Here is a 12,846-nt window from a genome sequence, read left to right as displayed (position 1 = left end):
GACGGGCTACGGTCTCTAGTTTTTTGACTCAGAGCCCACCAGTAGCTTTAGGTACGCCTGATAAATTGCAGAGCAGTAGTACGGTATTTCGCAGATGTTTTTGACTTCATCTTCATCCGCTTTGATGTCTTCCGGCGTATCGTCAAAGCCAATCGCACAATGGCGTAACAGAGCTTCCTCACCCAGCGCCGAAAGCCGGTTGAACTCGGTACGCGTGATGTAGCGGAAGCGCCCGAAGAACTTGTGCTTTTTAGTCTTCCCGCCGTCCTGTGGAATATCAGCGGTTACCGGCCAGGTGATTTCGTTCACCGTCTGGATTTTAAATGCCATTAGTATTTCTCCCTGGTAATGGCGACTTAAGAAGTCGCCAAGGTTTCATCATCAATTACCCGGAACGGGCAATCGAAAGTCATCATGCCGTCTTTGTCACCATAACTAGGTTTTCCAAGCTGGATACTTGTGCTGTCAATGGTGACAATATTGCCCACGACTGTTCCATGAACGAGGCTTATAGGCATGGTAGCGCCGGCGATATATATCGAAGTTGGGTCAAAATCTGCATGAGCGGGTGCCTCGAAAACAATCTTTCCATCAGGCTTCCAGTCAGTAAGGTGCACCTTTTCAGTTTTCGTACCTTCGAAATAGGCCACTTCATTTTTACCGTCGAGTTCAAACTCATGTAGTTCGAGTTCATTACCGTCGAGCATGAACGTGGTGTGTTTTGCGCCTACTGCAGCTGGAGTTTGCCAGCCGCTGAAGTCAGCTTCCGGAATATTCTCTCCGGCTAAACCGCCGAACAACCCAGTAAACTCAAACTCAATCTTTGGTACTTCGCCCACTTTGGCAACGTGCTTGTAGGTACCACGTGCGCCAAGAACTTTATGATTCACTCCGTCGATGTAGGCATGTAAGGTAATGTCCTTTTCAGTGTTGTTAATGATGCGAGCGTACGTTACATCATCCAACCCAACGGTTTCGCTGAACCCACACGCTTGCAGTAGCGACGAGTAATTTGCCGGCTGAGTAGCGCCGCCACCACCGGTCAACTCTACCGAGAACGTGACCTTGCAGTGTTTGCCAACCACCAGAAACTTATTATTCCCAGGGCGGCCGTTATCGAACTCGCGATCAATCTCGGTTGCTTCGATGGGAGTTACTTCTAGTCCCATCGTCTGCATTGCGATCGGTGTTACAGCATTATCGATGATGTGGTCTTCGCCATAGGCGCCGGTTGCTGCAAGTGCGGCAAGTAGCAAGCGTTTTTTCGTCTTACGAGACATGGTATTATCCTCTGAATGTGTATCGGCTGCGGTATTGCTCTAACCAGAACGCGGCCGTTGCGCTAAACGATACAATGCGGCCTTGGTCAAACAGCACCGCCTCCATGTTGTCCGGCTCCCACCCCAGAAGATGTTTCCGAACATGTAATTTCAGCGATTCCATTCGTCCAATGGCATCACTGCCAAACCGGTCGTTGATACTGCGACAAGCTATAACCACACCAACTGTCACCGTGAACTGCTGCTGAAAGCTGTAAGTGTTCATTTCCTGAGGTGCGCCGCGCTCTGTCATTGGCACGACAAAAGCCGTGTCAGATACGATTCGATTGCCTTTGATAACCGAATCAAGGTTGGTTGCTGACTCAACGGTCTTAAAAACTAGTTCACCATCGACTGTCAGCTCACCTAACTTGGATTCGACCAGGGAGTGCAGCATTAAATGAACCCTTTCGAGTTTTTACGGTTAAAGATATTACCGCCGGATTGGATTTCCGGGAGATCGGTTGAGCCTGGTGCGGCACCCGCATCATTGACACCTAGCGTTACTTCTCCTTTACCAACTGACTTCAGAAATTGGATAGCCGTTTCATATCGCTTAGTGACTACGGCAGGAGCCTCGTTGTCATACAGCTGGTACCTGGCTATATCAGCGCAAATCGGCGTCAATACAGTCGGGGCCGGCTGCAGCGGAAGGTCATAGCGGCCCAGTAAATAGCCATCTATCAATGCCGAAGCATCCTGGATAGCATGCTGGGCTACGACCTCAACAACGGTGCCAGTGCCATCGCGGTCAGTGAGCGCAATAAGTTCTTGCTCACCGAAGCGCGCGATTAGATCAGTCACTAAGCAATAATTCACGGGTTATGCACCAATCAGTTTTTTGTAGCCATCCCAAGCCGCATCGCGGTCAGCTGCGCTTGGTTTGATGGTCTTGCCATCAACTTCAACAGACAGATCGTCGACGTTTGGTTTGCCCTGGGCATTGAGCTCAAGCTTGCCGTCTTTGTGCAGCTGGTGGACAGCAGCAACATAGGGCGCTAGGGCTTCAGGCTCGAAACTGGATAAATCCAGCTCAGCCGGTGCTTCAGCATTAAAGGTCGCTTTCTCAGGCTCTTTCTTGCCGCCTCCGGCACCATTGGTTGCTGATTGACTTTTCGCATCCACACGCGTTACCACAATGCGAGAGTCTGCTTCGAACTGAGCGAGCTGAGCTTCGGTGAGTTCTAGTTCGTTCTTACCGTTTAATAAGTCAATGCCGGCGCGTCGGTATCCATCTTGAGCTGACACCATGGCCAAAACAGCTATTAAAATTTGCTTAGACATCATGTATTCCTTCGTTAAAAAGACCGCCCGCCAAACTTCACAGGCGGCCTCAGGGAGATTTGAACGAGAGCGCTAAGGCTTACTCAAGCCAGGGCACAACCAGAACTTCTACGGCTTTGTAGTTCGGGTTGCTTGCACCACCTTCTTTGTTCATCACTTCAATCACGTTATTTGCTTTTGCCCGGTTCTTTGGACCCACAACTAACAGGTTCGGACGAACACCCAATGGACGACCTTCGTCGGACTTGAGACCCATCATGGCTTCCAGAGCCAAGTCAAAGTTAGCTTCAGTCAGATCAGCCTTTGAGCCAAAAGCCAGCTGCCACAAACCGAAACCTGCATTGACCCGAGCATCCACGCCATATTCAAATTCATCACGCTGCCAGCTGGCTTCGGACGAATCGTCCTGGCGCGACTTCAAATCGTATTCACGACGCTTCTGGAAGATGATAGGTTTTAACGGCCGGTTGGTATCGAGCAGGAACCAGGGCACACCGGAACCAGCCTGAACGTTACTGACTGAATTCTTACCAACCTTATGATCGGTGTCGAAGAAGTTCTGGCCGTCGTAGCAAAGTGAATTAAAGCCACTTGCCAGCACACTAAACACTAACTCGTCTGGGTGTGTTTTGGCCGCATGACCCATTTCTTGAAAGAGAGGAGTGAACACGCCGTAAGTGTCGTCTTCGATGTCATCCCGCGGAATGGAGATGGTTGACTCAAATTTTTCATTGGTGATTGAATAGCTGTGTGCGGACAGGTTTTTAACAACACGATCACCAATCCACTTTTGTAAACGTGGGAATTGGCCCAGCCACTTATAACTTTCTTCTTTAGTACTGGATGGCACTTCAGTCGCCACTTTGTTCCAATACGCGTTGGCATCAACTAAACCTTTGTTAAATGCTGTCTTAACGGCGGTATAGATGATGCTCAGGTTCGATTTGTTAACAATCATGAAATGCCCCTTAAGCGATTTCGACCCAAACGCCATCAGCGTTCACGTCAATGATTTTGCCCAAGGCTGAGCGGGTGCCGGTGCCATCAGTGTTTGCCACAGTCTGGTCATCAACCACATACGCTTGCCCGCCAATGTCAGCGCGACTCACCGAGCTGTCATTTTCAAAACAGAAAACACCGCGCCGGCTTCGAACGCTCAGAGCACCTGCTAAACCATTTCGGTTATCAGCGTGTTCCTGAGCAACTCCGCGTGGTGTTAAACCGGTTGCTGTTGAGCCTGGAACAGCATCACCTGATGCATCGAGCATCACGATGCTGCCAGCGAATATTCGCTCTGAGGCCGCGACCGGGTCAGTCACAAGTGCAAGTTCAGAGCGATGGGTATCGCGATCTTGAGTAAGCTGCATTAGCTGGCTCCTTTGACTTTGCGATAGTCATCAGGGTCTACACCGCAATTTTTGCAAATTGCAAGCTCGTCCGCTGTTAACTCGACATCCTGATCAGGCTTGGTAGTATTCTTACCATCCTCACCAGGCTTATTACCTTTTCCATCTCGCGTAAGGGCCGCGATAGTGGGTCGACCATCAATGTTCGACTTCAGGGCTTCAAAACCATGCTTTTCAGCAAGAGATTTTGCCCAGTCGACTTCGCTGGCCAACAAACGGCCTTCCGATCGAGCCGTCTCAATCAGCGATGTCACTGCAGCCTCATCGCCACCGCTTTTAAGCGCGGCGATTTCGGTTCGTAATTCATTCGCAACTTCGATTGGTACGTACTTAGCCGGATCTACCTGAGTACTTTTCAGTGCTGCGACTTGTGTAGTCAGATCTTCCGAGTCAGCAGCCGTTGCCTTCAACGCGGCAATAGCATCGTTCGCTTTCTTGGATAGCTTCTTACAGGCGGCAGCGTCTTCGAGGTCTTTGTCCTCAAATTCGATGCCTAACGTCGCCAGCAACAGTTTCAGTGCTTCGTTCATCGGACTATCTTCCTGTTGTGGTTGAATGCCCGAAGATTCGGGCGGTTGGGAACTTGGTGTAAAATGTTTCATAGCCGCTAACGACTTCATGCCATCTAGGCCTGGATCATTGGTCAGGGCAGCGTGATGCAGGTCAGTGACCTCACCGGTTTTACCGTCATAGGCGAAGACAGCAGAAACATAGCGGTATTCTTCGTCCTCGATGTAACGCTTCGCTTTGGTCGTCCAGCGAGGCTCGATAGCGAATAGGCCCTCACCAGGCACATATTCAAGTTCACGAAACCAGCCGGCAGCGGGAGCTTCTTTGCCGTTCTTTTCTGAGTTGAGAGTTTGGTGCTCGTAATCAAAATGGAGATCGTTAGCGCGGGCGGACACTTTCTGAATGAGTCGGTCAGCTACTGTTTGGTCAAGTATCCAGTGTGGAGCGTCGAACGGACGACCATCTTTCGCGCGGAAAATACCGTCAGGCAGAAGCTGAACCCGCTTACGATTGGCATCGGATACGGTCATCACGGTGCTTAATACGGCAAGACCCGAGGTTTCATTCTCGGATCGCAGTGCCGTCAAAGCGGCAATTGAGGTGAGGGCGTTTTTTCTTTTCATGCCTCCATCATGGCGATGGCGGCTTTCAACTTGGGATTAAAGGGTTTTGCTACTTTTGGCTCGGTGTTTATTGCCTAGGAATGGAAGTCGTTACTATCTATAACCAGCTAGTCTTTTTCAACCAGAACTTTGGTCATTTAGGTAAACGCGGAAAGATCAGCCTGATCAAGGTGCGAGGATACCGTTTAAAACCCGTTTAAATTTTCCGTCAGTCAATTATCGGCAAATAATGCTAACCAAGGCACCGCTTGTTTACTTAACCTGCTTTAAAACGCCTCTGAGAGATACGCTTGGAAGATCTGCACGATAACCTCACTATCGGTTGCTGACAATCCCAGCCACTTACGTGCCGGCAGGTTACGGGGTTGGTACCCGAACTGATGCGCGGCGCCATATTCCAAAGGGGTACCAAAGAGCAACTCGGCTGGACCGGGTTTGTAGTTAAGCGTGTCCATCAAGATTCCTTCTTCAATCAGGATGTCACTGGGGCGTTTCGACTGCGCCTTGTAGGCTTCTGACAGAGGTGCCCATGCATCTCCTTCAGGCGATACCGCTTCCCTAAAACGTTGCTGGTGCGACTCGATCAGGTATTCGCCCACCTCAGCGTTGGGCTCGGCAAGGTTTACGGACTGGTCGCGCAAAGGCCGAATCGCGGCGCTAATAATGGCGGTACTGCCGTCAATGACGATACGTGTGCCAGCCACTAGCCAATCTCCTCTAACAACTTCTCACGAACTACCGGATCATTAACATCCATTAGGAACGACTCAACTAAGTCGGTGATATGGTCCTTTTCTTCACCCTGAGCGCTCTTTAGTATTTTGCCCAGTTGCCGGGCATTCTCAATTGTGGCCGGCATGGCTACCACATCCATGGCTTGCCGCACGACATCATTATCATTTTCAACGGTCATTCTTTCCAGCGTCCTTTTTGAGTTGAACTCAGCGCCGACTGGAGCTGCTCTTCTATCCACCTGACTAGAGCGGGTGAATAGGCAAAGAGCTCGTCGCGCGCAAAAAACCACATGACAAAGTGCTCGGCAAAAAATTCTTCCGGATTGGCACCAGCATATCGGGTCACACCTGCTGACCGGAATGACTGCGACCAATTTGACTGACCACCCCAGAAATGGATCTGATGACCGAGCTCATGCAGCCAGGTTGTCAATATACCGTCATCATTATAGCCCTTCTGACGCAACCTGAGCGACACAGACCATTCCACGTTTCCGTCAACCCGATCGTTTAACAGAGCCTTTAATTCGTCTTGAATACGCGTTAAATCAATATTAGAAAAGCGTGTATTAGCCTTAACCTTTATCACGGTAAAGTCCCAGGAAGAAGCAGTGTAACCTGCTGCCCTTGTGGCACGACCATAGGTCCACTTTCTATCACGAGAATTCAATCCGAGATAATTGGCTACATCATCCTGAATAGCTATTGAAGAGCGGTTGTTATAGCCAATCTCCGCCTGTTTAATAAATAGAGTCTTCGTTGGATGAATTCTCATAAAGTTTCTAAGTGTATCGATAGCACCAGTCATTGAGTCTGGTGCGCGGCTCCAAATACTGTTGAAGCTATCGTTTGTTACGCCGGTGGCCGTGGAAAAAATATCTGGTACCACTCGCGGGGGTGCTTCAAATATCTGTGCTTTTTGAGTAACTGTGCGCTGCAGCGCGCGGCGCTCTGCAACTGAACCAGGTGCATATTCAAATCCCGGATCGATACCGCGGGGCAAGTCAAAAACCTCACCAGTTACTTTGTCGGTCCATTCGTAGCGACCATCATTAGGTGCACTATCAGGTGTTAGTCCGCGTCGCTCCATCTCCCGTTCGCTACGCCCGAATACTTTACACTTGCAGCCATAGCCGTTAGTCGGGAAATGCGTTTGCCACCAAGGGTCATCCTTATGGAGCACCAAGCTATCCCATTTCAAGTGAAGCTCACGGGGCACTAAAGAGTCGCCGTGCCGATATTCCCAGTACGGAAAACGCTGCAACTGCTCATACCGGCCAGCATTGTAACTCTGTCGCACGTTGGTGTTATAAATAACTCTGGCCCGCCAATCGGCATTGCCTGTGTGGCTCCAGCCGTGACGCGCTACAATGTCATTGAACTCGCGTTTAAACCAACTGATTGACCGACCGTTAGCAATTGCCTCATCAACGGCAGAGCGAAAATCGTTAAGTAAATCATTCTTCATTGCGCCGGCGACCATAAACCCTCGATCGTGCGCTTGGGCCCATAAATCTGCCCAGCGCTCGGTCGGAATGTTCAGCTTTCTGCGGAAGTATGCGATTGCCTCTTCAAAGGGCAGTGAGCCGTATTGCGCGCTTGACATTAAATGCCATCCTCAACATCCGTGCGACCGGCTAAGTCAGACGCGAGAAACACCTGAGCAAACAAACGACCGGCTTGATCTGCCGACATATCCAATTCGGCCAAGGCGTCCTGCAGCTCTTCGAGCGACTGAGCGCGCTCAACCAGCTCACGTACATCGTCGGTCATTTTATCCAAGAAAGGTGCCATACGCGCGGCCAACTGCTGTCCAAACGGCTCAACCGCGTCATCATCGACAGCGGTTTCGCGACGAAGCGACACAATACGTTTATTTGTTGCTGGTGCGGCAACTCGGTTCGGATGAATTGATTTGGGTGATGCTGTCAGCAAGTCATCGTCATCAAGTGCTTCGGGGATGTTGGTTTTCTCATGCGCCCACTGACGTGAAACGCGCATTCCCATATCAACTAGGCGGGGTATTGACTCGCTGAAGCTTTTCAGGTCCTCAGCGTCTTTGGTGTCGAACTTAAACCGCAGACGCCGATTCTCACTGCTAAAGCTTGCACCGTTTAGCATATAAAATGGCATCACCAGCTGCGCAGTAAGGCTACGGCCGATTTGCTTCACATCAGAATCACGCAATTCCTGGCGCACTTCGTTATGCACGTTCCCAAGCGCATTGGTCGATGATTTGCCATCAGCCTGGCTGGTTAGTGTACCGCCGAGGATCGCTTTTGACTGTGATTGCTCAGCCCAAGTGATCATCGCCTGATATGGATCAGAGGAGCCTTTTGCCGCATCCTTAAATTCGATATCCATACCTTTGGGTATGATGCCGCCAGCATTATGGCCAATTGACATCACAGCCCGCAGCAGCGTGCTCTTTTCATCTCGTGTAGCCCCAGTCGGGTATTTACCGAGGCGCAGCGGTAGACCATAAATCTCTAAGAACTCAGCTAGGTCTCGCACTGAGTAGTTCTTAAATAGATAAGGCCAAGCAAGAACCCGAACCAGCCCTGTTCGCGCTAGATATCCTGATTTTGCCTGGTGACGATGCAGAATCCAGTTCAGTGGCTCCAACACCTGTCCCTCAGGGGTATTATCACGCAGGCGAAGTTGATCTCGATACTGGCTATGAGTTTTAAACCACGCTGGGTCACGCCAGTTGAATTCTGGAATCCATAGCTTCTGTTCATAATTCCAAGTCATTTCGGTGGCACTGAAGCCCTTAAGAATGGCGTCTCCCATGTCCAGAATCAGGTCATCCAAGGAATCACCATCTTCTAGCCATTCGGTGATCATTTCAGCATCACGCTTTTCAGCCTTACTGGCGTCTTTCGGTGGTTCAATTGTCCATTCCACACCGAGCATAGCTCGTTTACGCTTTTGCAATTCACTGAATATATGCGCGTCTTTTTCTTCCATATCTTCAGCGAGTTCACACTGCGAAATTATATTACCTATCTCGGCATCAGCGAGGATTGTTGATAATTTCGTCGGGGTCAGTCCGCGCGACGGGTGGTTACTAAAATGCTGCAGCAAGTGAGCCACTTCGGAGCGCTGGGTCTGAGCTTCTTGCAGTGCAACTAAGTCAATACGCTCACCGTTATAAATCCGTACTCTTGGTTTCATCTTGTTCTCCTACCAGCCGCCATCGGCATGATACAGTGACTCATAATCTGAATCAGACTCGGACCGCTTACGTGGTAGCGCCTGAAACTCTATAGGTGATCCGTCCATCCACGAAGCACGTTCAGCCATAGCTAATGCCACCGCAAAGTCACCATGTCGTTTCGTTCCATCCGCTTGTTTGTCGCTGCCTTTATCAATTTTGGGTACGCCATTTCGCACCTGGAGCTTGGCAAAATCGTCAAGCACGGTTTGATGACGCGGCAGTTCGTACACCCCATCTTCAAAACCTGCTTTCATTTTAGGCATCCATTCCCGATACCAGTTCTCGTTCAACATGACCTGGTCAACCATCTCAACGCCATACTTGAGCGCTGCAGCTTCGGCCAAATAGCCGCCATTGCCGGTCGCATCAAAGGCCATAGCTCGCAGTCTGGGTAAGCGCTCGAGAATGTAAAACATGATTTGGCGCTGCGCGTCGTACGTCAGCTTCGAAAGCTCCACCACGAAAGGAGTGCGCTTGGTTAAATCGGGTTTTATTTCGAGCGGCAGGAACACCGACATATCGCCCCGACGTGCAAAGTCTTCGCCGAAGACATGTGAATGGAGGGGGTTCAATTTTTCGAGCAAAGGCAGGAGGTTTGTTTCACACCACATATCAATAAAGTCATTGCGTGACTGTTCCGTGCGAAGCTCGAACTCTTCAGGTGCCTTGATTGTGATGATCGGAATTGAGCGATCAGCCACCATCGCGTTTTCAATAAGAATGCGCTTGATATAGTGACCGCCTGACTGCTTAGGAATACAGCCGTACTCTTCGTCAGCCGATCCTTCATCCGGCGCGTTACGATAAAGATCATCTCGCCACTTCTGTTGTGCCGCCTCAGACCACTCTTGCCCGGTGACATAACAGATGCGCTTGTATAGGCCCTCACTTATCGCATCATCAAGCGTGATGGTGTGAACGGAATAATCTTTCCGGCCAGCCCGGGCATCGTTTATATATTGATTAAACAGGTTGTCGACGCCGTTATGGGTCGAAATGATACGAACGCGAGCTCCCCACATTGTCAGTGCCATAGCAGCTTTTAAAAGCTCGTTTAACGACTCGTGAAACGCTGCTTCATCAATGACCACATCACCTTGTAGGCCCCGCAGATTTGACGGCCGCGAACTGAGCGCCTGAATCTTAAATCCACTATTCGGAAAGCGGATCATATAGCTCAGAATCTCTTCTTTTTTGTGGTCGTCCCAGAAAGACTGCTCGTAAACATCAGCCTCGGCCAGCTGGTTATATGCTTTAGCAAACAACGAGCAGGCAGCGATATACTCAAGCGCCATTTCTTTCTTGGAACCGACGTAAAAGACATTGCGCCCCTGCCGTGATTTGGGTCGGGCAGCGGTCATAACGTTGTCGCTGGCCTCGGCCCAGGTGATACCAGTGCGTCGTGATTTTTCGGCTATCTTTATCTGTGCGGTGTCTTGTATCCAGCGAGCCTGATAGGGAAGTAAAACCGGCTGTTTAGCCGGTGATATAGGGTGTGCATTATCCGGCATGTCGACGCCGGCAGTTTGACACTCATCGCGCAGGTTGATTTTGCGGGGTGCCGATATAGGTCTCATGTCAGCCATCACAGTACCCAATCATGTTTATTCCTTACCAAGCAGGATGCCGCGAATACGACTCTCCAGTTCTTCAGACATGCCATCTGCACCATGTAGGTCGTTTCCTACTTCTTCAGCAATACGCTTCCTGATCTCAATTTCGCGTTTGGTTGATTCGATAGCCGCTCGCTCCAAACGCTCAATAGCGTGAGAAAGGTCTTTAAGCATTTTTGGTTCAACGGCTTCGCCGCTGTCACTCATCTTCAGCACTTGGTCAAACGCCAGCGTTCGGACCATCTCAATCAGCAGTTGAGAGACTTCTCCGGTCGGCTCTGTACCAAGCTTTGCTATCCACTGGTCCGAAACTGCGCGCGCCTCGCGGATGCGCTGGCCAACGGTCTCCATGGATGTGGCATAACGGTTAAGGCCGGAGCGCGACAGCTGCAGTTCTTCAGGTAATCCGGATGCATTAATTGCTTGGTTAACCTGTTCAAGAATGTCAGTTTGCGTTAGCCTGCCATCTCGCAGCAGTTTATCCAGGCGAACTTTAATTTGGCCCGGTAACTGATCAACTTTTGACGGCTTACCCCGTGTCTTTTTGCTCACTTATTTTCCCCGAAAGACTGTTGCGCTTCCCATCCATTCTTAAGTTCTTCCTGAATTTCTGGAATGCGCTCAATGAAATATTCAAAAGTCATCATTTCTTTTTTGCAGTAATTGCGCATGTGGCTAAGGAACTTCTCCTTCAAACCTTTTTGGGCAAACACCTGATCTGCCATTTTGGCAATCTCGGAGCCCACAATTAGCTGATCAATCGCTATCTTATTCGCCTTGGATAATCTTGATTTCTTGGCTGCCTTGCTAATCACGTTAAGCTCTCCGGCGTTTGACTCCTGGCCATGTGATTACACCTTCAGCAACATCCTGACCTCGCGACGTGAGTTTAGCGATCACATACCCGGTATGGTTATCTATCGCTATAAGGCCTTGTTGATCTAACCAGTGCAGCTGTCCGCGACACTCATCTGAACCCATTGAATTACCAAAATGGGCGCAAACTGTGCGAATTTCGCTGTCATTCATCCGGAAGCTGGGCTCGTTTAGTAACGCCATTAAAATCGATAGACGAAAGCTCTCTGAGCGTATCTCACGAAGACTCATTTGTTTCTTAGCTCCTTTTCCAACAACATATCAACGTGGTTACTAAGCCCTTTTATCCATGGCTCAACACGTTTTATATCTGAACTTACAGCGCTGAGCTGCCGCTCAAGGCTTCGCATTTCTTTGTGAGTAGGCGCACTTGCTAGAGCATCCTCAACTCTCTGCAGGCGCAAATTAACATTCATAAATTGTCGATTAGTGTTCGACTCGTTAGCCTCGACTTTCAATCGAGAAGCAAAGTGCTTTGATAACCATAGAGACCCCAAAAAAACCAGCAACTGAAGTGCTGCAATAACATAAGGTGCATTCGCCTGAAGCCAACCCATTAAATCCTCCGTTCATAATCAGTTTGGCAACCAACGCACCTTACTGCGCTGGGTAATGTGGCGAGCCTGAGAGGCTCGATACCTCGATCGCAATCAACGCACAAATGTACGCCGTTTACTACACGAGGATTTTCGACGGTTCTACGCCTAGCATAATCAATCGCCTCATCTCGTCGACGCTGTTCAATTTCCTGAGCTTCATCAATCTTATCCATTACTTCGCAGCTCGCTTCGCAATCATTTCAATGATGAGAGGCATGACATTCTTCACAGCACGTTCACCAAACAGGAAGCCAAGGACCAGTAGATTGATGATCCAAAGTGCTGACTCTTGCTGTTTCGTCATGGTTGGCCAGCTGCCACTGAACCACATCACGTCGATGTACATGACCAAGCCGCCCCAGATGGGTCGTTGACAGCCTCGCAAGAACACCACGATGCGACCGAGCCAGCCGAATTGAGTTAAATCACGGGCAGTTCCCTCGAGATCACGAATGCGGTCGTTGAACTCCTGGTCTTGCTCTGCGGCCAACTGCTGTAATTCGACTTCATGCTGGTGAGTAATTTGCTTGATGGCCAGCTGAAGATTGGCTTTCTCGCTCTCACTCATACTCGGTGGGAAATACGCCTGAATACCCTCGACAATCTTTTCGCCGAGGCCTCCAGTGAGGAAATTTTTTACTTTAGTCAAGAAGCCCATAGTT

The 12,846-nt window shown here is 49.8% G+C and carries 18 protein-coding genes; all 18 read right to left on the bottom strand.

Annotation, left to right across the window (positions count from 1 at the left end):
• Window positions 1-15: 15 nt before the first annotated feature.
• The 18 genes from ACN0S4_RS02775 to ACN0S4_RS02690 all read right to left on the bottom strand — a co-directional run bounded on the left by ACN0S4_RS02775 (window position 16) and on the right by ACN0S4_RS02690 (window position 12,842).
• Entirely contained in the window at window positions 16-330 is a 315-nt protein-coding gene (locus ACN0S4_RS02775) for a hypothetical protein (RefSeq protein ID WP_417656190.1), read from the bottom strand.
• 26 nt (window positions 331-356) lie between these two features.
• Window positions 357-1,280 (bottom strand): hypothetical protein, encoded by a 924-nt coding sequence (locus tag ACN0S4_RS02770; protein ID WP_417656189.1) that lies wholly within the window; start codon window positions 1,278-1,280, stop codon window positions 357-359.
• A 4-nt stretch (window positions 1,281-1,284) separates the two neighbouring features.
• Complete coding sequence (locus tag ACN0S4_RS02765) at window positions 1,285-1,716, bottom strand: hypothetical protein (RefSeq protein WP_417656188.1); 432 nt, start codon at window positions 1,714-1,716, stop codon at window positions 1,285-1,287.
• The gene (locus ACN0S4_RS02760) at window positions 1,716-2,138 is read right to left on the bottom strand and encodes a gp436 family protein (protein WP_417656187.1); all 423 of its coding nucleotides are present in this window, start codon (window positions 2,136-2,138) and stop codon (window positions 1,716-1,718) included. Before ACN0S4_RS02760 ends, ACN0S4_RS02765 begins: the two co-directional genes overlap by 1 nt.
• Before the next feature lie 3 nt (window positions 2,139-2,141).
• Window positions 2,142-2,603: an HI1506-related protein gene (locus ACN0S4_RS02755; protein ID WP_417656186.1), complete on the bottom strand. Its 462-nt coding sequence runs from the start codon at window positions 2,601-2,603 to the stop codon at window positions 2,142-2,144.
• Window positions 2,604-2,682: 79 nt separating this feature from the next.
• Entirely contained in the window at window positions 2,683-3,561 is an 879-nt protein-coding gene (locus ACN0S4_RS02750) for a Mu-like prophage major head subunit gpT family protein (protein WP_417656185.1), read from the bottom strand.
• Between the two features lie 10 nt (window positions 3,562-3,571).
• A complete protein-coding gene (locus ACN0S4_RS02745) occupies window positions 3,572-3,970 on the bottom strand; it encodes a hypothetical protein (protein WP_417656184.1) in 399 nt (132 codons plus the stop codon).
• Window positions 3,970-5,142, bottom strand: coding sequence for a phage protease (locus ACN0S4_RS02740; RefSeq protein ID WP_417656183.1), 1,173 nt, complete (start codon window positions 5,140-5,142; stop codon window positions 3,970-3,972). The genes ACN0S4_RS02745 and ACN0S4_RS02740 overlap by 1 nt, the downstream gene beginning before the upstream one ends.
• Window positions 5,143-5,408: 266 nt before the next feature.
• Window positions 5,409-5,846, bottom strand: coding sequence for a phage virion morphogenesis protein (locus tag ACN0S4_RS02735; RefSeq protein ID WP_417656182.1), 438 nt, complete (start codon window positions 5,844-5,846; stop codon window positions 5,409-5,411).
• Complete coding sequence (locus ACN0S4_RS02730; RefSeq protein WP_417656181.1) at window positions 5,846-6,055, bottom strand: hypothetical protein; 210 nt, start codon at window positions 6,053-6,055, stop codon at window positions 5,846-5,848. Before ACN0S4_RS02730 ends, ACN0S4_RS02735 begins: the two co-directional genes overlap by 1 nt.
• Window positions 6,052-7,482 carry a phage minor head protein gene (locus ACN0S4_RS02725; protein ID WP_417656180.1) on the bottom strand — a complete coding sequence of 477 codons (1,431 nt, stop codon included), beginning with the start codon at window positions 7,480-7,482 and terminating at the stop codon, window positions 6,052-6,054. Before ACN0S4_RS02725 ends, ACN0S4_RS02730 begins: the two co-directional genes overlap by 4 nt.
• Entirely contained in the window at window positions 7,482-9,053 is a 1,572-nt protein-coding gene (locus ACN0S4_RS02720; RefSeq protein WP_417656179.1) for a DUF935 domain-containing protein, read from the bottom strand. Before ACN0S4_RS02720 ends, ACN0S4_RS02725 begins: the two co-directional genes overlap by 1 nt.
• A gap of 9 nt (window positions 9,054-9,062) precedes the next feature.
• Window positions 9,063-10,682 carry a hypothetical protein gene (locus tag ACN0S4_RS02715; RefSeq protein ID WP_417656178.1) on the bottom strand — a complete coding sequence of 540 codons (1,620 nt, stop codon included), beginning with the start codon at window positions 10,680-10,682 and terminating at the stop codon, window positions 9,063-9,065.
• An 18-nt stretch (window positions 10,683-10,700) separates the two neighbouring features.
• On the bottom strand, window positions 10,701-11,261 hold the full coding sequence (locus tag ACN0S4_RS02710; protein WP_417656177.1) for a DUF3486 family protein: 561 nt from the start codon (window positions 11,259-11,261) through the stop codon (window positions 10,701-10,703).
• Entirely contained in the window at window positions 11,258-11,524 is a 267-nt protein-coding gene (locus ACN0S4_RS02705; RefSeq protein WP_417656176.1) for a hypothetical protein, read from the bottom strand. The genes ACN0S4_RS02710 and ACN0S4_RS02705 overlap by 4 nt, the downstream gene beginning before the upstream one ends.
• A 288-nt stretch (window positions 11,525-11,812) precedes the next feature.
• Window positions 11,813-12,142 (bottom strand): DUF2730 family protein, encoded by a 330-nt coding sequence (locus ACN0S4_RS02700; RefSeq protein ID WP_417656175.1) that lies wholly within the window; start codon window positions 12,140-12,142, stop codon window positions 11,813-11,815.
• Entirely contained in the window at window positions 12,142-12,357 is a 216-nt protein-coding gene (locus tag ACN0S4_RS02695; protein WP_417656174.1) for a TraR/DksA C4-type zinc finger protein, read from the bottom strand. Before ACN0S4_RS02695 ends, ACN0S4_RS02700 begins: the two co-directional genes overlap by 1 nt.
• Window positions 12,357-12,842 (bottom strand): hypothetical protein, encoded by a 486-nt coding sequence (locus ACN0S4_RS02690; RefSeq protein WP_417656173.1) that lies wholly within the window; start codon window positions 12,840-12,842, stop codon window positions 12,357-12,359. Before ACN0S4_RS02690 ends, ACN0S4_RS02695 begins: the two co-directional genes overlap by 1 nt.
• Window positions 12,843-12,846 lie beyond the last annotated feature (4 nt).

Origin of the sequence: Pseudidiomarina aestuarii (assembly GCF_048263735.1) — a bacterium.
GTDB classification, from domain to species: Bacteria; Pseudomonadota; Gammaproteobacteria; order Enterobacterales; family Alteromonadaceae; genus Pseudidiomarina; species Pseudidiomarina aestuarii_B.
This window is presented reverse-complemented; position numbering and strand designations above follow the sequence as displayed.